General features: G+C 72.4%; 18 protein-coding genes. 8 read left to right on the forward strand and 10 right to left on the reverse strand.

Annotation, left to right across the window (positions count from 1 at the left end; genetic code table 11):
- The first annotated feature begins 28 nt into the window (after window positions 1-28).
- The 5 genes from ACZ37P_RS20760 to ACZ37P_RS20780 all read left to right on the forward strand — a co-directional run bounded on the left by ACZ37P_RS20760 (window position 29) and on the right by ACZ37P_RS20780 (window position 5,401).
- Window positions 29-931 (forward strand): LCP family protein, encoded by a 903-nt coding sequence (locus ACZ37P_RS20760; RefSeq protein WP_467347946.1) that lies wholly within the window; start codon window positions 29-31, stop codon window positions 929-931.
- 170 nt (window positions 932-1,101) lie between these two features.
- A complete protein-coding gene (dnaK, locus tag ACZ37P_RS20765; protein WP_355346264.1) occupies window positions 1,102-2,979 on the forward strand; it encodes a molecular chaperone DnaK in 1,878 nt (625 codons plus the stop codon).
- The gene (gene grpE / locus ACZ37P_RS20770; protein ID WP_355346261.1) at window positions 2,976-3,647 is read left to right on the forward strand and encodes a nucleotide exchange factor GrpE; all 672 of its coding nucleotides are present in this window, start codon (window positions 2,976-2,978) and stop codon (window positions 3,645-3,647) included. The genes dnaK and grpE overlap by 4 nt, the downstream gene beginning before the upstream one ends.
- 81 nt (window positions 3,648-3,728) lie before the next feature.
- Entirely contained in the window at window positions 3,729-4,928 is a 1,200-nt protein-coding gene (gene dnaJ, locus ACZ37P_RS20775) for a molecular chaperone DnaJ (protein WP_355346258.1), read from the forward strand.
- A 5-nt stretch (window positions 4,929-4,933) separates the two neighbouring features.
- Window positions 4,934-5,401: a heat shock protein transcriptional repressor HspR gene (locus ACZ37P_RS20780; protein WP_391041587.1), complete on the forward strand. Its 468-nt coding sequence runs from the start codon at window positions 4,934-4,936 to the stop codon at window positions 5,399-5,401.
- A 109-nt stretch (window positions 5,402-5,510) separates the two neighbouring features.
- Here the strand turns inward: ACZ37P_RS20780 and ACZ37P_RS20785 are convergent, their stop codons facing one another.
- From ACZ37P_RS20785 to ACZ37P_RS20795, 3 genes are all read right to left on the reverse strand, one after another.
- The gene (locus ACZ37P_RS20785; RefSeq protein WP_467347949.1) at window positions 5,511-7,157 is read right to left on the reverse strand and encodes a phosphodiester glycosidase family protein; all 1,647 of its coding nucleotides are present in this window, start codon (window positions 7,155-7,157) and stop codon (window positions 5,511-5,513) included.
- Between the two features lie 214 nt (window positions 7,158-7,371).
- Window positions 7,372-7,776 carry a pyridoxamine 5'-phosphate oxidase family protein gene (locus tag ACZ37P_RS20790; RefSeq protein WP_355346252.1) on the reverse strand — a complete coding sequence of 135 codons (405 nt, stop codon included), beginning with the start codon at window positions 7,774-7,776 and terminating at the stop codon, window positions 7,372-7,374.
- 127 nt (window positions 7,777-7,903) lie between these two features.
- A complete protein-coding gene (locus ACZ37P_RS20795) occupies window positions 7,904-9,178 on the reverse strand; it encodes a cytochrome P450 family protein (protein WP_401851774.1) in 1,275 nt (424 codons plus the stop codon).
- 368 nt (window positions 9,179-9,546) lie between these two features.
- On the opposite strand from ACZ37P_RS20795, the gene clpB reads away from it, so the two are divergent.
- Both clpB and ACZ37P_RS20805 read left to right on the forward strand, forming a co-directional pair.
- Window positions 9,547-12,162 (forward strand): ATP-dependent chaperone ClpB, encoded by a 2,616-nt coding sequence (gene clpB / locus ACZ37P_RS20800; protein ID WP_355346249.1) that lies wholly within the window; start codon window positions 9,547-9,549, stop codon window positions 12,160-12,162.
- A gap of 207 nt (window positions 12,163-12,369) precedes the next feature.
- Window positions 12,370-12,915, forward strand: coding sequence for a type III secretion system chaperone family protein (locus ACZ37P_RS20805; protein WP_355346246.1), 546 nt, complete (start codon window positions 12,370-12,372; stop codon window positions 12,913-12,915).
- A 34-nt stretch (window positions 12,916-12,949) separates the two neighbouring features.
- Here the strand turns inward: ACZ37P_RS20805 and ACZ37P_RS20810 are convergent, their stop codons facing one another.
- Window positions 12,950-14,104: a hypothetical protein gene (locus ACZ37P_RS20810; RefSeq protein WP_355346243.1), complete on the reverse strand. Its 1,155-nt coding sequence runs from the start codon at window positions 14,102-14,104 to the stop codon at window positions 12,950-12,952.
- Window positions 14,105-14,471: 367 nt separating this feature from the next.
- On the opposite strand from ACZ37P_RS20810, the gene ACZ37P_RS20815 reads away from it, so the two are divergent.
- On the forward strand, window positions 14,472-15,071 hold the full coding sequence (locus tag ACZ37P_RS20815; RefSeq protein ID WP_467347952.1) for a GNAT family N-acetyltransferase: 600 nt from the start codon (window positions 14,472-14,474) through the stop codon (window positions 15,069-15,071).
- 56 nt (window positions 15,072-15,127) lie between these two features.
- Here ACZ37P_RS20815 and ACZ37P_RS20820 read toward each other — a convergent pair whose 3' ends face one another.
- The 6 genes from ACZ37P_RS20820 to ACZ37P_RS20845 form a co-directional block, all read right to left on the reverse strand.
- Complete coding sequence (locus ACZ37P_RS20820; protein ID WP_355346237.1) at window positions 15,128-15,505, reverse strand: VOC family protein; 378 nt, start codon at window positions 15,503-15,505, stop codon at window positions 15,128-15,130.
- 101 nt (window positions 15,506-15,606) lie between these two features.
- Window positions 15,607-15,867, reverse strand: coding sequence for a Txe/YoeB family addiction module toxin (locus ACZ37P_RS20825; RefSeq protein ID WP_355346234.1), 261 nt, complete (start codon window positions 15,865-15,867; stop codon window positions 15,607-15,609).
- Between the two features lie 9 nt (window positions 15,868-15,876).
- The gene (locus tag ACZ37P_RS20830; RefSeq protein WP_355346231.1) at window positions 15,877-16,143 is read right to left on the reverse strand and encodes a type II toxin-antitoxin system Phd/YefM family antitoxin; all 267 of its coding nucleotides are present in this window, start codon (window positions 16,141-16,143) and stop codon (window positions 15,877-15,879) included.
- Between the two features lie 96 nt (window positions 16,144-16,239).
- The gene (locus tag ACZ37P_RS20835) at window positions 16,240-18,330 is read right to left on the reverse strand and encodes an iron ABC transporter permease (protein WP_467347955.1); all 2,091 of its coding nucleotides are present in this window, start codon (window positions 18,328-18,330) and stop codon (window positions 16,240-16,242) included.
- Between the two features lie 20 nt (window positions 18,331-18,350).
- Window positions 18,351-19,355, reverse strand: coding sequence for an iron-siderophore ABC transporter substrate-binding protein (locus tag ACZ37P_RS20840; RefSeq protein ID WP_467347956.1), 1,005 nt, complete (start codon window positions 19,353-19,355; stop codon window positions 18,351-18,353).
- Window positions 19,352-20,251, reverse strand: a complete 900-nt coding sequence (locus ACZ37P_RS20845) for an ABC transporter ATP-binding protein (RefSeq protein ID WP_467348118.1) — start codon at window positions 20,249-20,251, stop codon at window positions 19,352-19,354. The genes ACZ37P_RS20840 and ACZ37P_RS20845 overlap by 4 nt, the downstream gene beginning before the upstream one ends.
- Between the last annotated feature and the right edge of the window lie 11 nt (window positions 20,252-20,262).

A 20,262-nucleotide genomic window follows, 5' to 3' on the forward strand; every position in this document is an offset into this window, starting at 1 on the left:
CGCCACGATCACGCGGGAGGAGGCGGGCATGCGGGCCGTGCTGCGCTGGGTCGCGATCGGCGCCGGGCTCCTCCTCGTGGTGACGGCGGGTCTGGGCTGGGCGTCCTACCGGAAGTTCAGCGGCAACATCCACACCGACCGGGCCGCGGAGAAGGTGCTCGCCCGGTACGCGAAGGAGCGGCCCCGCGCGCTGGTGCCGCAGGCGCGCAACATCCTGATGCTGGGCTCCGAAAGCGGCCAGGGCGGCCAGGGCGGCCAGAGCGGCCCGAGCGGCCAGGGCACCCCGATCGGCAGCGGAGCCCACGGCGGCCAGAACGCCGAGCGCGGCCCGGGCTCCGGCGCGCCCCCGGGTGAGGACACCTCCGACGCCGCCGTCCTGCTGCACCTGTCCGCCGACCGCCGCCACGCCGCCGCCGTCGGCGTACCGCGCTCCCTGAAGGTCGGCGTGCCGAGCTGTCCCCGCCCGGACGGCGGTACGAGCCCGGCCGCGTACGAACCCTTCGGCCGCGCCTTCAGCGGCGGCGGGGCGGCCTGCTCGATCCGCGCCTTCGAACGGCTCAGCGGCATCCGCGTCGACCACCACATGGTGGTGGACCTCGCCGGGTTCGACCGGATCGAGGCCGCGGTCGGCGCCCACGCCGGTGAGCGCCGCCGCGAGCTGTTGCGTACGCTGACTCGTGAGGCGCGCGGGGCGGACACGCTGCATCATCCGGCCCGGTTCTTCGGCCTGGTCGACACGGCCACCTCGTCCCTCACGGCCGATCCCGGACTCAGTACGCTGCCCGCGCTGTACGAGCTGGCGGGAAGCCTGCGCAAGGTGCCGGACGGCGCCCTCGTCTTCCGTACGCTGACGGCCCGGCCGGCCGAGTCCGGTCCGCTGCTGGCGGCGCTGCGCGCGGACCGCCCGGTGCCGGCCTCTCCAAGCCGCTGACGCGGCACCTCGCCGCACCCCGCCGCACCCCGTCCGACCTGCGAGAACATCCGCCCTGCGCACATAAAGCAGAGATAAGTTGAGTGGGGTCGACTCACGTCTGTTGACAGAAGATCCCGGGTCGTGCAGTCTTGAGTCAGTTCCACTCAAGTCAGCAGGAGGATTTCACCATGGCACGTGCGGTCGGCATCGACCTGGGCACGACTAATTCCGTCGTCAGCGTTCTCGAAGGCGGCGAGCCCACCGTCATCACCAACGCAGAGGGCGCCAGGACCACGCCGTCCGTCGTCGCCTTCGCCAAGAACGGCGAGGTGCTCGTCGGCGAGGTCGCCAAGCGCCAGGCTGTCACCAACGTCGACAGGACCGTCCGGTCGGTCAAGCGCCACATGGGCACCGACTGGAAGATCAACCTGGACGGCAAGGACTTCAACCCGCAGCAGATGAGCGCCTTCATCCTGCAGAAGCTCAAGCGGGACGCGGAGTCGTACCTGGGCGAGAAGGTCACCGACGCGGTGATCACCGTCCCCGCGTACTTCAACGACTCCGAGCGCCAGGCCACCAAGGAGGCCGGTGAGATCGCGGGCCTCAACGTGCTGCGCATCGTCAACGAGCCGACCGCCGCCGCGCTGGCCTACGGCCTCGACAAGGACGACCAGACCATCCTGGTCTTCGACCTCGGTGGCGGCACCTTCGACGTCTCGCTGCTGGAGATCGGCGACGGCGTCGTCGAGGTGAAGGCCACCAACGGCGACAACCACCTCGGTGGTGACGACTGGGACCAGCGCGTCGTCGACTACCTGGTGAAGCAGTTCCAGTCCGGCCACGGCGTGGACCTGGGCAAGGACAAGATGGCCCTCCAGCGCCTGCGCGAGGCGGCGGAGAAGGCGAAGATCGAGCTGTCCTCGTCCACCGAGACCTCGATCAACCTGCCGTACATCACGGCGTCCGCCGAGGGCCCGCTGCACCTGGACGAGAAGCTCACCCGCGCCCAGTTCCAGCAGCTCACCACCGACCTGCTGGAGCGCTGCAAGACGCCGTTCCACAACGTCATCAAGGACGCCGGGATCCAGCTCTCGGAGATCGACCACGTCGTCCTGGTCGGCGGCTCGACGCGTATGCCCGCCGTCGCGGAGCTGGTGCGCGAGCTGACCGGCGGCAAGGACGCCAACAAGGGCGTCAACCCGGACGAGGTCGTCGCCATCGGCGCGTCCCTCCAGGCCGGTGTGCTCAAGGGCGAGGTCAAGGACGTCCTGCTGCTCGACGTCACCCCGCTGTCCCTCGGTATCGAGACCAAGGGCGGCATCATGACCAAGCTGATCGAGCGCAACACGACCATCCCGACCAAGCGCTCCGAGATCTTCACCACGGCCGAGGACAACCAGCCGTCGGTCCAGATCCAGGTCTACCAGGGCGAGCGCGAGATCGCGGCGTACAACAAGAAGCTCGGCATGTTCGAGCTGACCGGCCTGCCGCCCGCCCCCCGCGGGATGCCGCAGATCGAGGTCACCTTCGACATCGACGCCAACGGCATCATGCACGTCGGCGCGAAGGACCTCGGCACCGGCAAGGAGCAGCGGATGACCGTCACCGGCGGCTCCTCGCTGCCCAAGGACGAGGTCGACCGCATGCGCCAGGAGGCCGAGCAGTACGCGGACGAGGACCACAAGCGCCGCGAGTCCGCCGAGACCCGCAACCAGGGTGAGCAGCTCGTCTACCAGACCGAGAAGTTCATCGCGGACAACAAGGACAAGCTCCCCGAGGACGTCAGGTCCGAGGTCGAGACCGCGGTCGCGGACCTCAAGGAGAAGCTGAAGAACGAGTCGACGGACGACGGCAACACCGCCGCGATCCGCGAGGCCACCGAGAAGGTCGCGGCCACCAGCCAGAAGCTGGGCCAGGCGCTGTACGCGCAGACCGACGGCGCCTCCGGCAGCGCGACCGCCGACGCCCCCTCCGACGGTCAGGCCGACGCCGCCGCGGACGACGACGTGGTCGACGCCGAGATCGTCGACGACGAGAACGCCAACAAGAGGGACGGTGCCGCGTGACGGAGGAGCCGAAGGGCTTCGAGTCGGAGCCCGACGTCCCTTCAGAGGCCGGCGAGGAGCAGCCGGACGCCGCCGCGAAGGCCGCCGGGTCCGCCGATGAGGCGGGCCCGGCGGCCCCGGCCCCGGACGGGGACGCGAAGGAGCTGACGGCCCTGCGGGCACAGCTGGACCAGGTGCGCACCGCGCTCAACGAGCGCACCGCGGACCTCCAGCGGCTCCAGGCCGAGTATCAGAACTACCGCCGCAGGGTGGAGCGGGACCGGGTCGCCGTCAAGGAGGTCGCGGTCGCCAATCTGCTCACCGAACTGCTCCCGGTGCTCGACGACATCGGCCGGGCGCGGGAACACGGCGAGCTGGTCGGCGGCTTCAAGTCGGTCGCCGAGTCGCTGGAGACGGTGGCGGCGAAGCTGGGGCTGCAACAGTTCGGCAAGGAGGGCGAGCCCTTCGACCCGCTGGTGCACGAGGCCCTGATGCACAGCTATTCGCCGGATGTCACGCAGACCACATGCGTGCAGATCCTCCAGCCCGGGTACCGCATCGGGGAGCGCAATCTGCGGCCCGCCAGGGTCGCGGTCGCCGAACCGCAGCCGGGCAGCCAGGGCAAGGACGAGTCGGCGGCGGAGAAGAAGGCCGACGAAGAGGAGACCGGTGGCCCGGACGAGGGCTGACGGCGTAGAAGTAAGTGGGCGTAGGAGTGTGCCGGTCACCGGCGGCGCGCCTGGAAGTGGTGGAGAGGAGGGACGTCGGGGATGAGCGTCAGTAGGGACCTGTTGGAGAAGGACCTGTACAAGGTCCTCGGCGTGCCCAAGGACGCCACGGACGCCGAGATCAAGAAGGCGTACCGGAAGCTCGCCCGCGAGTTCCACCCGGACGCCAACAAGGGCGACGCGAAGGCCGAGGAGCGCTTCAAGGAGATCTCCGAGGCCAACGACGTGCTGTCCGACGCCAAGCGTCGCAAGGAGTACGACGAGGGCCGCGCGCTGTTCGGGAACGGCGGCTTCCGCCCCGGTCCCGGCGCGGGCGGCGCCGGCGGCTTCAACTTCGACCTCGGCGACCTGTTCGGCGGCACGGGCGGCCAGCCCGGCGGGCAGACCACCGGCGGGCAGGGCGGCGGCTTCGGCGGCGGCCTGGGCGACGTCTTCGGCGGTCTGTTCAACCGGGGCGGCGCGGGCACGCGGGTGCAGCCGCGCCGCGGCCAGGACATCGAGTCCGAGGTGACGCTGAGCTTCACCGAGGCGGTCGACGGGGCCACGGTCCCGCTGCGGATGTCCTCGCAGGCGCCCTGCAAGGCGTGCTCCGGCACCGGCGACAAGAACGGCACGCCCCGGGTGTGCCCGACCTGCGTCGGCACCGGGCAGGTCTCGCGCGGCGGCGGTGGCGGCTTCTCGCTCACCGACCCGTGCGTGGACTGCAAGGGCCGCGGCCTGATCGCCGAGACCCCTTGCGACGTCTGCAAGGGCAGCGGGCGGGCCCGTTCCTCGCGCACCATGCAGGTCCGTATCCCGGCCGGTGTCACCGACGGGCAGCGGATCCGGCTGCGCGGCAAGGGCGCGCCCGGCGAGCGCGGCGGCCCCGGCGGCGACCTGTACGTGGTCGTGCACGTCGGAGCGCACCCGGTCTTCGGGCGCCGCGAGTCCAATCTCACGGTCACCGTGCCGGTGACCTTCGCCGAGGCGGCGCTCGGCGGCGAGATCAAGGTGCCCACGCTGGGCGGCCCGCCGGTCACCCTTAAGCTTCCGGCCGGTACGCCGAACGGCCGTACGCTGCGCGCCCGCGGCAAGGGCGCCATGCGCAAGGACGGTTCACGGGGCGATCTGCTCGTCACCATCGAGGTGGCGGTGCCGGAGAAGACCGAGGGCAAGGCGCTGGACGCGCTGGAGTCCTACCGGGAAGCGACCGCGGGGCACGACCCGCGGGCGGAGCTGTTCAAGGCCGCAAAGGGAGCGTGACCTGAATGAGCGTCGACGGAAGCGGTATGAGAGGCCCGCGCGGCCGTAATCCCTACCAACTGACCGAGGAGTCCCCGGTCTACGTCATCTCGGTGGCGGCCGAGCTGTCCGGGCTGCACCCGCAGACCCTGCGTCAGTACGACCGCCTCGGGCTGGTCTCGCCCGACCGTACCGCCGGGCGCGGCCGTCGCTACTCCACCCGTGACATCGAGCAGCTCCGCGAGGTGCAGCGGCTCTCGCAGGACGAGGGCATCAACCTCGCGGGCATCAAGCGGATCATCGAGCTGGAGAACCAGGTCGCCGCCCTCCAGGCGCGCGTGGCCGAGCTCTCCGCCGCCGTCGAGGGCGCCGCCGCCGTCATCCAGCAGCGCGAGGCCGCCGTGCACGCCTCGTACCGCCGCGACCTGGTTCCCTACCAGGACGTCCAGCACACCAGCGCGCTGGTGGTCTGGCGGCCCAAGCGCGACGGCTGACGCCCGCTCACCCGTACGGCCCACGGCTCCTTACGACGACGGACGGTCCGTCTCCCCCACGCGGGGGAGACGGACCGTCCGTCGTCGTGCGTCCGGTCGGCGGCGCCGGTCAGTGGAGCGCGGCCGGGACGACCTGGACGGAGTCGCCCACGGCGCGCTCGCCCGTCGCGTCCGAGGGGTTGTTGGCGAGGGTGCCGTCGACGGCGAAGGTGGTGGAGCCGCCGCCGTCGAGGTTGAGGGCCTGGACGGCGCCCAGGGAGCGCATGAAGGCGGCGGCCTCCATGAGTGTGAAGCCCTCGCTGCCGCCGCCGGTCTGGCGGCCGTCGACGGTGACCAGCAGCAGGCGGCCCCGGTCGTCGATCCCGGCCAGGGTGCGGGGCTGGCGGCCGTTGGCCCAGACGTAGCCGAAGGACAGGTCGAGCGGGTCGACGACGCCCTCGGCCGCGGCGTCCACGGCGATCCGGCCGTCCTGGACGAGGGTGGGGGCGGCGCTGACGACGCTGTCGTCGGGGCCGAGGGCGAGGATCTCGCCCTCGGTGTCGCGGATGGTCGTCCCGACCGATACGCGCTCACCCGTACGGGCGTACGCGGTCAGCCAGTCGGCGGCCGAGCCGATGCCCTGGAGCACCGAGCCGTCGGCGGGGACCCGGCCGCCGCGCGCGCCGACGGACACCACGTCGCCCCGGGCGTCGAGCACGGCCTGGACACCGGTGCCGGTGGGCAGGGCGGCGCCGAAGGCGGGGGTGAACACCACCAGGTCGTCCTTCTCGTAGCAGGTGACGTCCTGCCAGGGCAGCTCGCTCGGGGTGCCGCCGGGGCGCCCGCAGTCGCGGACCGTGCCGGGCAGCCGGTTGACGCCCTGCACGGCGTAGGACGCGCCGCCCGCGCGGGCGGTGGCCGTGCTGTTCAGGTCGGCGATACGGAAGTGCCGACCGCCGTCGGCGAGCACCAGGGCGGCGCGCGCGCCGGCCGACATCGACTCCAGCCGCCCGTCGTAGGCGCCGAGTCCCGACTGGGTGCCCTGGATGCCGCCGGCGTTGGTGATGACGAAGAAGCCGCCGTTGACGGCGACCAGGGAGCCCAGCTTCCTGGCGACCGACGACGGGGTCTCGCGGCGCGCGACGTCGCCGTCGTGGGTGCCCGCGACCGTGCCGCGGAACACGCGCGGGTCCACGGTCGCGATGTGGATGTTCTGCACGTCGGCGGGCTGGTCGGCGTCGTAGCCGGTCCACTCGACGGCGGTGAGGAAGCCCGCCGCGGTGACGGGCTGCGCGGCGGCCGTGGCGGCGGCCTGCGTGGCGTACCCGCCGATCCGTACCCGCAGGCCCATCGTGCCGTGCGGGGTGTCGCTGTAGGCGGGCCACTGGACGGTCTCGACGCGCGGCGCGAAGCCCGCCGCGCGCAGCCGCGCCGCCGTGTCGTCCGCCCACGCCCTGTCGCTCACTTCGAGCCCGGTCGGCGCGCCGGTCAGCCTGCTGGTGGCCGGCCGCTGGACGGTGACGGTCCAGGACGGCGCCGCGTCCGCGCGCCGGATCGTCCCGGTGCGGACCTGGAGGCCGGGCGCGAGGTCCCGCGTCGTCCACCGCGACGAGACGGGGTTGCGGTGGCCGGTGGCAGCCGAGGGGTCCGGCTGGTGACCGGGCACGGCGGCCTGGGCCGTCGAGTCGAGGGCGAGCGGTACGACGGCGGCGAGTACGGCGACGGCGGCCACGACGGTGCGGACGCGTACCCGCGCGGCACCCTTGGTGTGCTCCATGAAGACCCCTTCACGTACGACGGCTGACGGCTGACGACTGCGGGCGGGCGGCTTCCGCGCCCGATGAGAGCCGTCCTACGCGAAGACCCCGCCTTGTGGGGGTGAGTTCCGGGCGAACAGCCGACGAATGCCGTCATCCGCCGTACGCCGTACGGGCGTTGCGGGTGTTACGCGTGTTGTGGGCGTTACGCCGACGGCGTGCCGTGATACCCCCTCACGCGTTGCCCATCGCCCGGGTCAGGGCGATCTCGATCACGACGCGGTCCGGGTTGGGGGAGGGCGTGCGGCCGTAGCGCTCGGTGTAGCGGCGCACGGCCTCGGCGACGCGGTCCGGGTCGGCGGAGACGGTGGCCACGCCTTCGAGGGTGGCCCAGATCCGCCGCTCGACCTGGCAGACCGCGACCCGCGCGCCGCCGGGGCCCGCCGCCAGGACGTTCAGGGCCTTGGTGCTCCTGCCATTGGCGATGACGCGGGCGAGCCCCGCCTCGGGGTCGTACGTGACGCCGACCGGGACGACGTGCGGGGAGCCGTCGGGGCGCGGGGTGGTGAGGGTGCACAGGTGCCGCTCGCGCCAGAAGGCGAGGTAGCCGGGTGCGGGGGAGCGGGGATCGGATGCCATGGACGGGACGGTACGCGGAGGCGCGCGGGCGGGTGCGCAGGGGGCGGCCTCGGGCTCGTACGGGCCGGGCGCGGGCTCGTACAGGTCAGGCGCGGGCTCGTACGGGTCAGGCCCGGGCTCGTACGGGTCAGGTCAGGCGCACCGGGAGCGCGGCGGTGCTGTTGCCCACGAAGCCCGGCAGCGGCGGGAGTTCGGCGTCGGGGACGGCGAGGGCGAGGCCGGGGTACGCGGCGTACAGGCCGCGCAGGGCGATCACCGCTTCGAGGCGGGCCAGCGGCGCGCCCAGGCAGTAGTGGCTGCCGTGGCCGAAGGCGAGGTGCCGGTTGGCGGGGCGGGTGATGTCGAAGCGGTCGGCGTCGGGGCCGTACTCGCGCGGGTCGCGTCCGGCGGCGGCGTATCCGGCGAGGACGGCTGTACCACGCGGCACAGAGGTGCCGTCAACCACCAGATCGGTGATCGGGTAGCGGAACGGGAAATTCGCCACCGGGCCGTCCCAGCGCAGCGTCTCCTCGACCACCGCGTCCCAGGACACCTCGCCCGCCAGCACGAGCGCGAGCTGGTCGGGGTGGCCGCACAGGGCGCGTACCGCGTTGACGATCAGATTGAGGGTCGTCTCGTGCCCGGCGACGATCATCAGCAGCAGGGTGCCGGTCAGCTCGGCGTCACTGAGGCGCCCGCCGGAGGCAGCGCGGGAGCCGTCGCGGGAGCCGCCCGACCCGTCGCCGGAGCCGTCACCGCTCTCCTCGCCGCGCGCCGCGATCAGCGCGCTCGTCAGGTCGTCGCCGGGTGCCGCGCGCCGCTCCGCGACGACCTGGCCGAGGATCGCGTACGTCTCGCGCTGCGCGGCCATCGCGTCGGCCGCGGAGCTGCTGGTGCTGACGATCAGGCGGCTGAGGGCGTGCAGCCGGTCCCGGTGGGCGGGGGCGATGCCCAGCAGCTCGCAGATCACGCCCATCGGCAGCGGATAGGCGTAGCACTCGCGCAGGTCGACCACGCCGTCGGCGTCCGCGCGGCCGGGGAGCGCGGCCAGCAGCTCGGCGGCCTGCGCCTCGATCCGCGGGCGCATCGCGGCCACCCGGCGCGGGGTGAACGCCTTGGTGGCCAGGCCGCGCAGCCGCCTGTGGTCGTCACCGTCCGCCGTCGTCATGCCGTTGACCAGCGCGAAGGCGTTGAGCTGCCACTGCTCGGGGACCTCGCCCCGCTGGAGGGCGGCGAAGTGCGCGGCGTTCTTGGCCACCTTGGGGTCGGCCAAGAAATCGCGCAGCTCCTGGTAACGGGAGACGATCATCCCGGGGACGCCGTCCGGCAGTGTCACGGGGCAGACGGCCCCCGCCTCGCGCAGTGCGGCGGCGTCCGCGTGCAGCGCGGCGCCGGTCGGGTCCATGGAGTGCGCGTCGCTCATGGGAGTCCTCACGGACGGCGGGTATGGAGGAGTCAAGCGGACATGCGGCCGTACGGACAAGCGCAGATGCGGCCAAAACGGCTGGAGCGGACCCCAACTCCGCTGCCTTCCAGCGGAGTTGAAGCAGGCATTGTCGCACCGCCGCCGGGATTTACTCAACGTTCATACAAAAACACATCTGCTCGCCGCGGGGTCCGGCGCGCGGACTCTCCGCCCCGTTCCCGACGTCTCCGTGTGACCGTTCCCGAAGTCGCCCCAAAGTCACCTTGAGTGGAATAGACTCAACTTGCCTCATGTTGCTCAAGGCAGGTTTACGCCGATCGCATCGGAGCATCGGACACGTCGATCAAGAGGAGGAGCCGACGCCAGTGGACGCCGAGCTGACCAACAAGAGCCGGGAAGCGCTGAACGCCGCCAACACCCGGGCCGTCTCCGAGGGCAACCCGGACCTGACGCCCGCGCATCTGCTGCTCGCCCTGTTGAGCGGCACGGACAACGAGAACATCCTCGACCTGCTGGCCGCCACCGGCGCCGACCCCGATACGCTGCGGGCGGGCGCGGAGCGGCTGGTCGCGGCTCTGCCGAAGGTGCAGGGCTCCACCGTCGCGCCCCCGCAGGCCAACCGCGACCTGCTGGCCGTCATCGCGGACGCCTCGCAACGCGCCAAGGAGCTGGGCGACGCCTACTTGTCCACCGAGCACCTGCTGATCGGGACCGCCGTCAAGGGCGGACCCGCCGGTGAGCTGCTCGCCGCCCAGGGCGCCAAGGCCAAGAGCCTGCTCGACGCCTTCGAGACCGCCCGCGGAGGGCAGCGCGTGACCACCCAGGACCCCGAGGGCACGTACAAGGCCCTGGAGAAGTACGGCACCGACTTCACCGCCGCCGCCCGCGAGGGCAAGCTCGACCCGGTGATCGGCCGCGATCAGGAGATCCGCCGCGTCGTCCAGGTGCTGTCCCGCCGTACGAAGAACAATCCGGTGCTGATCGGCGAGCCCGGCGTCGGCAAGACCGCCGTCGTCGAGGGCCTGGCCCAGCGGATCGTCAAGGGCGACGTGCCCGAGTCGTTGCGCGACAAGCGGCTGGTCTCGCTCGACCTCGGCGCGATGGTCGCGGGCGCGAAGTACCGCGGCGAGTTCGAGGAGCGGCTGAAGTCCGTCCTGGCCGAGATCAAGGACAGCGACGGCCAGGTCATCACCTTCATCGACGAGCTGCACACCGTCGTCGGCGCGGGCGCGGGCGGCGACTCCGCCATGGACGCGGGCAACATGCTCAAGCCGATGCTGGCCCGCGGCGAGCTGCGGATGGTCGGCGCGACGACGCTGGACGAGTACCGCGAGCGGATCGAGAAGGACCCGGCGCTGGAGCGCCGCTTCCAGCAGGTGCTGGTCGCCGAGCCGTCCGTCGAGGACACCGTGGCGATCCTGCGCGGCCTCAAGGGCCGCTACGAGGCGCACCACAAGGTGCAGATCGCCGACTCCGCGCTGGTCGCCGCCGCCACCCTCTCCGACCGCTACATCACCTCCCGCTTCCTGCCCGACAAGGCCATCGACCTGGTGGACGAGGCCGCGTCCCGGCTGCGCATGGAGATCGACTCCTCGCCCGTCGAGATCGACGAGCTCCAGCGGGCCGTGGACCGGCTGCGCATGGAGGAGATGGCGCTCAAGAACGAGACCGACCCCGGCTCCGTACAGCGGCTGGAAAAGCTCCGCAAGGACCTCGCCGACCGCGAGGAGGAGCTGCGCGGGCTCAACGCGCGCTGGGAGAAGGAGAAGCAGGGCCTCAACCGGGTCGGTGAGCTGAAGGAGCGGCTGGACGACATCGGTACGCGGATCGAACGCGCCCAGCGCGACGGCGACTTCGAGACCGCGTCCAAGCTGCTCTACGCCGAGAAGCCCAAGCTGGAGGCCGAGCTGGAGGAGGCCACCAGGGAGGAGGAAGAGGCCGCGGCCCAGGGTCCCTCGACGAACATGGTCAAGGAGGAGGTCGGCCCCGACGACATCGCCGACGTCGTCGCCGCCTGGACCGGCATCCCCGCGGGCCGCCTGCTGGAGGGCGAGACGCAGAAGCTGCTGCGCATGGAGGAGGAGCTGGGCAAGCGGCTGATCGGCCAGACCGAGGCCGTACGCGCCGTCTCCGACGCCGTACGCCGCTCGCGCTCCGGCATCGCCGACCCCGACCGCCCCACCGGCTCCTTCCTCTTCCTCGGCCCCACCGGCGTCGGCAAGACCGAGCTGGCCAAGGCGCTCGCCGACTTCCTCTTCGACGACGAGCGGGCCATGGTCCGGATCGACATGAGCGAGTACGGCGAGAAGCACTCGGTCGCCCGGCTGGTCGGCGCGCCTCCCGGCTACGTCGGGTACGAGGAGGGCGGCCAGCTCACCGAGGCGGTACGGCGCCGCCCGTACAGCGTCGTGCTGCTGGACGAGGTGGAGAAGGCGCACCCCGAGGTCTTCGACATCCTGCTCCAGGTGCTGGACGACGGACGGCTGACCGACGGGCAGGGCCGTACGGTCGACTTCCGCAACGTCATCTTGATCCTCACCTCCAACCTGGGCAGCCACTACCTGGTCGACCCGGCGCTGGACCCGGCGCAGAAGAAGGAGCGGGTGCTGGAGACGGTCCGCGCGTCCTTCAAACCGGAGTTCCTGAACCGGCTGGACGACACCGTGGTCTTCTCCGCGCTCGACCCGACCGAGCTGCGGCAGATCGCCCGGCTCCAGACCGACCGGCTCGCGGACCGGCTGCGCGACCGCCGCCTCACCCTCGAAGTCACCGACGGCGCCCTCGACTGGCTCGCCGAGGAGGGCAACGACCCGGCGTACGGCGCCCGGCCGCTGCGCCGCCTCGTGCAGACCGCGATCGGCGACCCGCTGGCCCGCGCGATCCTGTCGGGCGAGGTGATCGACGGGCAGAACGTACGGGTGGACCGGGCGGCCGACGGCCTGATCGTGGGGCCGACGACGGGGCCCGACCTCAGCAAATGAGGTGCCCGACGGGCAGGTGGTGACGCCCTTCGGGGGCAGGTGGTGACCCCCTTCGCGGGCGGGCGGTGACGCCCTTCACCGGCGGGCGGTGACGCCTTTCACCGGCGGGCCCCCGGCGGTACGCCCAACGCGTATCGCCGGGGGTTGCCACCGCCCGGCGGGAATGGGGGAGGATGGAGGAGAAACGTCTCGAAGGGAACCTTCACCGTGAGCATCGACCCGTCCTCGATCCCCAATTTCGGGGGCCAGGACCCCGAGCCGAACGGACCCGCCGGCAGCGTGGTCATCCCTGACCAGGAACTGGTCAAGCAGTTGCTCGAACAGATGGAGCTGAAGTACCTCGTCGACGAGGAGGGCGACCTCGCCGCGCCGTGGGAGGAATTCCGCACGTACTTCATGTTCCGCGGCGAGGGTGAGCAGGCGGTCTTCGCCGTCCGGACCTTCTACGACCACGCGTACTCGGTCGACGACAAGCCTCAGCTCCACGAGGTCATCGACGACTGGAACCGCCGCACCCTGTGGCCCAAGGTCTACACGCACACGCACGACGACGGCTCCGTCCGTCTGATCGGCGAGGCCCAGCTCCTGATCGGCCTCGGCGTCGGCCTCGAGCACTTCGTGTCCAGCACGGTGAGCTGGGTGCGCGCGTCCATCGAATTCGACAAGTGGGTCGGCGAGACGCTCGGCCTGGAGAAGGACGTCGAGGGCGGTACGGACGGCGGCGCCGAGGGCGACGGCGGCAGCGACGACTGACGCGGTCCCCTCGCCTCGGAGGGGCACGGGTCCGTCAGAGGGGCACGGGGACGACCGTCAGCAGGTACGTCCCGTAGCCGAGTGAGATCCCGGCCAGCGCCGCCACCGTCACGGCGGCGGTGCGCGGCCGGGCTTTCGCGAGCGCCGCGGCGCACGGCACCAGCAGCGGGAAGGCGGGCAGCAGGAAGCGGGGCTTGCAGGAGAAGAAGCCCGCGCCGCCCAGCGCGATCACCACCAGCACCGCCGCGTACACCAGCAGCGGCAGCGGCATCCGGTCCAGCAGCGCCAGTACGAGCAGGACGGCCGCCGCCGCGCACACCGCCGTCGCCATGTAGGCGGAGAGCGTCTCGGGTTCGAGCACCATGTGCTTGACGTAGTGCAGCGCGTAGTGGCCGAAGTCGAACCGCGAGCCCCAGCGGGTCTGCACGTCGAAGTAGCCGCGGACGGCTCCGGTCCGCAGGCCCACCCAGCCGAGGTAGCCGCACCAGCCGAGCGGCGCGGCGACGGCCGCGGCCCAGGCCCGCCAGTCGCGCGGGTCCCTGCGGCAGTGGGCGAGGGCCGCGATCGAGACGGCGGCGGCCACGGCGACGGCGTTCGGCCGGGTCAGCCCGGCGAGTACGGCCAGCAGCCCGGCGGTCAGCCAGCGGCGCGTGACGGCCGCGTACAGCGCCCAGGCGGCGAAGGCCGTCATCAGCGACTCGGTGTACGCCATCGACAGCACCACCGAGTGCGGCAGCAGCCCCCATACGAGGACCAGCGCGGTCGCCGTCCTGCGGCCGTAGCGGTGCTCGGTCACCGCGTAGATCCCCCACGCGGCGGCCACCGCGCCCGCCCACGCCACGAGCAGCGCGCACGCCACCGAGCCGACCGGGAGCACCGCGTCGGCGGCGCGCACCGTCATCGGGTAGAGCGGGAAGAAGGCCAGATCGTCGTACCGCAGGCCCGGCGCCTCCCAGGCCGGGATGAAGGTGCCGTAGCCCCACTCCGCGATCCGGTGGTACCAGAGGCCGTCCCAGCTCAGGCCGAGCAGATCGCGCGGGTGGCGGTGGGTGCGGTGCGCCCACAGCGTCAGCACCACCAGGCCCGCCATCCGGGCCACGACGAAGCCCGCCACCGCGGGGCCGGCCCCCGTCGCCGCCCGCACGGCCAGTGCTTTCGGCGACGACGTCACCGGTTCGACGACGACCAATGGACCCGGCTCCTCGGGGGGCTCGCGAACTTCTCTTAGTCGGACAAACCGACTATCGCGCTCCGCGCCCCGTGGTCCGGGTCTGACACGCCCGAGGAGGCCGCACGTTCACCCACGGTCGGGGGTGCCGGGGGGTCGCTTTTGCGGTCGCCGGGTGATGGCGGGGTGACCGGTGTGGGCGGTTGCCGGGTGGTGGCGGGGTGACCGGCGTGACGGTCGCCGGGTGATGGCGGGTGACCGGCGTGGGCGGTTGCCGGGGCGCCGGTGGGTGCCGACCTGACCGTCGCCGAGCGGTCCCGGGGCGACCGCCTCGGGCCGTCGCCGGGTGATCGTCGGGCCGCCCCGGCCCCCGGCTTAGGGTGCGGACATGACTTCCGCATTCGCCCGCAGCCTCACCCCGCACGAGCTCACCGCAGGTGACCTGCGTCTGCGCCCCTTCGCCGAGTCCGACGAGCCCGCCGTCGCCCGCGCCATGCAGGACCCGGAGATCCTGCGCTGGGCCGGTGGCCTGGCCGTCAACGCCGCGCCGGTCGCGGACCGCGCCGCCATATGGCTCGCGCCGCGGCTGGTCTCCTGGCAGAACGGTTCGGCCGCGCTCGCCGTCACCGACGCCGCCTCGGACGACCTGCTCGGCTACGTCACCATCCGCGACGTCCACCGCATCCCCGGGCAGGCCGAGGCCGCGTACTGGGTCACCCCGGCCGCCCGTGGCCGCGGCGTCGCCGCCCGCGCCCTGCACGCCGCCGCCGGCTGGGCCTTCGCCGTCCCCGCCGCGGGCGGCCTCGGCGTGTACCGCATCAGCCTCGACCACTCGCTGGCCAACCCCGGCTCCTGCCGGGTCGCCGCCCGCGCGGGCTTCCGTGAGGAGGGCCTGATGCGGGCCTTCTTCCTCGACCCGGCGGGCGCGCGCCACGACTCCCATCTGCACGCGCGCCTCGCGACGGACGCGGTCGTGCCGCCCGCGTGAGGCCGTCGTGCCGCCCGCGTGAGGCGGTCGTGCCGCCCTCGTGAGGCCGTCGGGCCCTACGCGTCCTGCTCCAGCACGGACAGCACGTTCCCGGCCGGGTCGGTGAACCACGCGATCAGCGGGCCGCCGCCGCGGAAGATCCCCTTCTCGTCCGTCGGCATCCCCTCGTACCGCTCGAACCGCACGCCCCGGCGGCCCAGCTCGTCCACGGCCGCGTCGATGTCCGGCACGGGGAAGTTGAGAATCGTGAAGGTCGCGGGCCGGTGGTCCGCCCCCTTCGGGTACACCAGCACGTTGCGGTCCCCCGCGAGGTGCAGCGTCAGCAGCCCGTTCGCCTCGGACACCCGGATTCCGAGCGTCTCCCCGTAGAACTTCCTCGCCGCTTCCACGTCGTCCACCGAGAATCCGCTGAACGCCTGCGTCTGTCCGAACATGACCGCTCCCTGTTCCTCGTAGGTACACCTCCCCCTACGACCGCCGGGGCACGGAAAACTCATCGCTCCCGGGAATCGGTCCGTCCTGTCGGTCCTTGAGGTCAGCTCTCGTAGTGGTACCGGCACTGTGCGATCAGGACGCTGTCCTCGGTGACGCGGTAGATCAGACGGTGCTCGTCATTGACGCGGCGTGACCAGTAGCCCTGGAATCCGTGCTTGAGGGGTTCCGGTTTGCCGATCCCCTCGTTGCCGTTCCGGGCGATATCCGCGATGAGGGTGTTGATGCGCTTGAGGATCTTCCGGTCCTGAAGCTGCCACCACAGGTAGTCCTCCCAGGCGCGGGAGGAGAAGGTGATCTTCACGTGCGGCCCTTATTCGCCCGTCGTGTCCGTCACGAGTTCGCGTACCGTGCCGCCGCCGTTCTCCAACTCGTCGATGGACGCGAGGAGGCGCCGGGCATTCGCCGGGCTGCGCAGCAGGTAGGCCGTCTCCTTCAGGGACTCGTAGTCCTCGAGGGAGACGATGACGACCGGGTCGTGTCCGGCCCGGGTGATGACGACCTCTTCGCGGTCGTCGTTGACGGAGTTGAGCACTTCGGCGTACCGCGCGCGCGACTCCGAGTACGTCATGGTCTTCATAGTCGGCCTCCTTTACGTACAGGAAATTGTACGTCGATCTCCTGGGGTGTGACAAGCGCCGGAGCGCCCGGCGCGACTGTCACCGTCGTGACCGTGTCACCGCCGCGTCCTGACCAGCAGATACACGAAGTACGGCGCCCCGATGACCGCTGTCATCAGGCCCGCGCCGAGCTGGGCGGGGGCGATGACCGTGCGGCCGAGGAGGTCGGCGACGGAGACGAGGGTGGCGCCGAGGAGGACGGCGACGGGGATGACGCGGATGTGGCGGCGGCCGACGAGGGCGCGGGCGGCGTGCGGGGCGACGAGGCCGACGAAGCCGATCGTGCCCGCGGCGGCGACCGCGGTGGCGCTGAGCAGGACGCTGACGCCGAGCAGGCCGAGGCGGGTCGGCCCGAGGGCGAGGCCGAGCAGGCGCGGGGTGTCGTCGTCGAGCGAGACGAGGTCGAGTTCGGCGCGGCGGGAGAAGGCCACGGCGGCGCCGACGACGAGGACGGCCGCGACCGGCAGCACATCGGGCATGGTCCTGCCGTACGTCGAACCGGACAGCCAGATCAGCGCCTTCGTCGCGTTGAACGGGTCGGTGAGGACGATGAGCAGGCTGATCAGGGCCGAGGTCCCGGCGGCGGCGCCGACACCGACCAGGACGAGCCGGTTCTGCTGGAAACCGCCCCGGGCGCAGAGCCCGAAGACGACCGCGGCGGTGGCCGCCGCGCCCGCGAAGGCCGCGCCCGCCACGCTCCACGACCCGGCGGTCGGCACGGTGGTGACCAGCAGCACGGCGCCGAGACCGGCGCCGCCCGAGACGCCGAGGATGCCGGGCTCGGCGAGCGGATTGCGGGTGACGGCCTGGACGAGCGTCCCGGACAGGGCGAGCGCGGCGCCCGCCAGGAGCGCGGCCAGCACGCGGGGCACGCGGGTGTCGAGGACGAAGGTGACGACGTGGTCGGCCCTGCCCTGCGCCCAGTTCACGACGTCGCCGAGCAGCAGCTTGGTGTCGCCGAGAAGCACCGCCGCGACGGCCGCGGCGACGAACACGGCCACGAGTACGGCCAGGACGGCGACGAACGCCGCCCGGCTGGGGATACGCAGCCGGTCCGGCGCGGCGGACGCGCCGGAGCCGCGGGTGCGCAGCGCGATCACGACGAGGAACACGGAGCCCGCGACGCTCGTGATGACCCCGGTGGGCACGGCGACCGCCGACTCGGCGCCGACCGTGGCCCGCAGCAGCACGTCGGAGCCGAGGACCAGCGCCGCGCCGGCGAGCCCGGCGACCGGAACGGCCGCCCGCGCCCTGACCAGACCGCGGAACCGCCGGGCCAGCGGGCGGACGAGCGCGGGCGCGCACAGGCCGACGAAGCCGATCGGCCCGGCCAGTGTCACCGCCGCCGCGGACAGCAGCGTCGTGAGCAGGACGACCGTGACGCGGGTGCCCAGGACCGGCACGCCGAGCCCGCGGGCCGCGTCGTCGCCGAGCGCGAGCGCGTCGATGCGGCGGCCGGCCAGCAGCAGCCCGAGCAGGGCGAGCAGGGCGATCGGCGCCATCTGGTTCACGCCGTCGAAGCCGTTCTGGCTGATGCTGCCCTGGCTCCACTGGTAGAGGCCGTTGGTCTGCTCGGGGAAGAGCAGGAGCAGCGCGTCGGTGACCGAGCCGAGGCCGAGCGCGAGGGCGCTGCCCGCCAGCACCAGCCGTACGGTCCCGGCCCCGAGCCCGGACAGCGCGAGCACCAGCGCCGCCGCCGCGAGACCGCCGACGAACGCGACGCCCGAGGAGGCGAGCAGCGGCAGCGAGGCGCCGGTGACGGTGAGGATGCCGAGCGCCAGGTACGAGCCCGCGTTGACCGCGAGCGTGTCGGGCGCGGCGAGTACGTTCCGGCTGACCGCCTGGAGCGCGGCGCCGGCCGCGCCGAGCGCGACGCCGACGACGAGGCCCGCGACCATGCGCGGCAGCCGCGAGGCGATGACCACGGAGGCGTCGCCGTCCTCCGCGCGTCCGGTCAGCGCCTTCCACACCTCGCCCGCGCCGACGTCGGCGGTGCCCTGCGTGATGTCGACGACGGCGAGGACGGCGACCGCGAGGACGAGGACGAGGACCAGTCCGGCCGTCACCGCGGCCGCGCCCTGGGCGGGCGCGGCCGTCCGTGCGTCGGACGCGGGCTCGGTGGTGCGCGGGGGAGTCGTGACGCTCACGGCGCTGCTTCGCCCTTTCGCTACTTCGTGAGGGCGGCGACGACGGCGTCCACGTACGCCTCCATCGACGCGGGACCGCCGAACATCCAGACGCCGTCGGGCAGTCGGCTCACGTGGCCCGCCTTGACGAAGGGCAGCGACTTCCACACGGCGTTCTTGGCGAGGGTGTCGGCGAAGGGGTCGCCGTCGGAGGCGTTCGCGATGTAGGTGAAGCGGATGTCGCCGAGCCCGGTGAGGCCCTCGACGTCGGTGGTGGCCAGGCCGTAGTCCTTGTCGCCCTTGACCTTCCAGGCGTTCGTGAGGCCGATCCGCTCGTTGACGTTCCCGATCAGGGAGCCGCTGGTGAACGGGCGTATCGAGACCTGGTTGGCCTGCACGTACCCGTCCCCGAAGGCGTACGGGGTCCCGGCGAGACCGGCGTCCGCGAGGGCCTTCTTGCCCTCCGCGAGCTTCGCGTCGAACGCCTGCTTGACCTCGGTCGCCTTCTGCGTGGTGCCGGTCGCCTGCGCGATGAGGTCGAGGGACTTCGTCATCAGGCCGATCTGGTCGGTGGAGTCGGCGGACCTGATCTGGAGGACGGGGGCGATCTTCCGCAGTTGGGTCACGGCGGACGAGGTGAGGTCGGTGGTCGCGACGATGAGGTCGGGCGACAGGGCCGCGATCGTGTCCATGCTCGGCTCGCCGCGGGTGCCGATGTCCTTGGGGGAGTTCTTCAGCGGGGCGGCCTTGTCCCAGTCCGTGTACCCCTTCACATCGGCGACGCCGACCGGGTCGACGCCGAGCGCGACCAGGTCCTCGACGACGTTCCACTCGGTGCCGATGACCTTGGTGGCGGGCGCGTCGAGGCGTACCTCCGTACCGCTGGCGTCGGTGAGGGTGATCGGCCCCGAGGCCGAAGCGGAGGCGGAGTCCGTGGACTTGACCGACTCGTCGGCGGCGGAGTGCGTTGTTCCGCATCCGGTCAGGGAGAGGGCCGCGACGGCGGCGACGGTGGCTGCGGCGGCGGGTACGGGGAGGCGTCTCATGAGGTGGGGTGGAGCCTTTCGCTTCTGTTCCGGTCGCTTGTGGTCCGGTCGCTTGTGGTCCGGTCGTTTGTGGTCCGGTCCTCGGTCTGGCTTCTGCTGTGGTGGCGGCCGACGGCACGGGTCCGCAGCCGGCCGGTCGAGGGGTCGGTGTCGACGTCGACCCGGATGCCGTAGACCTCGGTGAGGCGTTCGGGGGTCAGGACGTCCTCGGGGAGGCCGTCGGCGACGATCCGGCCGTCGTGGAGCAGCGCGACGCGGTCGGCGACGGCCGCGGCCTGGTCGAGGTCGTGCAGGACGACGCCGACCGCGATCCCGTGGTCGTCGGCGAGGTCGCGGATCAGGTCGAGCAGTTCGATCTGGTACCGCAGGTCGAGATACGTCGTCGGCTCGTCGAGCAGCAGCACGCCGGTCTCCTGCGCGAGGCAGCTCGCGAGCCAGACCCGCTGGAGCTGTCCCCCCGACAGGTGCTCGACGCCCCGCGCGGCCAGGTGCTCGACCCCGGTCAGCGTCAGAGCCCGCTCCACCGCGCCGGTCCCGCCGGGGTCCGGCCGGCCCCAGCGCCCCCGGTGCGGATACCGGCCGAACTCCACGACATCCCGCACGCTCAGCCCGCTCGGCGTCGGCCGCCCCTGGGTCAGCAGCGCCACCTGCCGCGCGAACTCCCGTGACGTGAGCTGGAATCCGTCCGTCCCCGCGTCCAGCGTCAACGCGCCCTCCCGGGCCCGCTGCAACCGCGCCAGCGTCCGCAGCAGCGTCGACTTCCCACTGCCGTTCGGCCCCACCAGCGCCGTCACCTCGCCCGGCCGCAGCGACACGGCGGCGTCATGCACGACATCCACCCGGTCGTACGCGACCGTCATCCCTGTGGCCGCCAACTCATGCCCCCGCGAGGGCATCCCGCCGCCAG

This window comes from Streptomyces sp. NPDC024632, from assembly GCF_055559175.1.

What these genes read in the sequence shown, in the direction of transcription:
- ACZ37P_RS20760 (WP_467347946.1), top strand. Translation starts at nt 29, where the DNA reads ATGCGGGCCGTGCTGCGCTGGGTCGCGATCGGCGCCGGGCTCCTCCTC.
- dnaK (WP_355346264.1), top strand. Translation starts at nt 1,102, where the DNA reads ATGGCACGTGCGGTCGGCATCGACCTGGGCACGACTAATTCCGTCGTC.
- dnaJ (WP_355346258.1), top strand. Translation starts at nt 3,729, where the DNA reads ATGAGCGTCAGTAGGGACCTGTTGGAGAAGGACCTGTACAAGGTCCTC.
- ACZ37P_RS20780 (WP_391041587.1), top strand. Translation starts at nt 4,934, where the DNA reads ATGAGCGTCGACGGAAGCGGTATGAGAGGCCCGCGCGGCCGTAATCCC.
- ACZ37P_RS20785 (WP_467347949.1), bottom strand. Translation starts at nt 7,157, where the DNA reads ATGGAGCACACCAAGGGTGCCGCGCGGGTACGCGTCCGCACCGTCGTG.
- ACZ37P_RS20790 (WP_355346252.1), bottom strand. Translation starts at nt 7,776, where the DNA reads ATGGCATCCGATCCCCGCTCCCCCGCACCCGGCTACCTCGCCTTCTGG.
- ACZ37P_RS20795 (WP_401851774.1), bottom strand. Translation starts at nt 9,178, where the DNA reads ATGAGCGACGCGCACTCCATGGACCCGACCGGCGCCGCGCTGCACGCG.
- ACZ37P_RS20815 (WP_467347952.1), top strand. Translation starts at nt 14,472, where the DNA reads ATGACTTCCGCATTCGCCCGCAGCCTCACCCCGCACGAGCTCACCGCA.
- ACZ37P_RS20820 (WP_355346237.1), bottom strand. Translation starts at nt 15,505, where the DNA reads ATGTTCGGACAGACGCAGGCGTTCAGCGGATTCTCGGTGGACGACGTG.
- ACZ37P_RS20830 (WP_355346231.1), bottom strand. Translation starts at nt 16,143, where the DNA reads ATGAAGACCATGACGTACTCGGAGTCGCGCGCGCGGTACGCCGAAGTG.
- ACZ37P_RS20840 (WP_467347956.1), bottom strand. Translation starts at nt 19,355, where the DNA reads ATGAGACGCCTCCCCGTACCCGCCGCCGCAGCCACCGTCGCCGCCGTC.
- ACZ37P_RS20845 (WP_467348118.1), bottom strand. Translation starts at nt 20,251, where the DNA reads ATGCCCTCGCGGGGGCATGAGTTGGCGGCCACAGGGATGACGGTCGCG.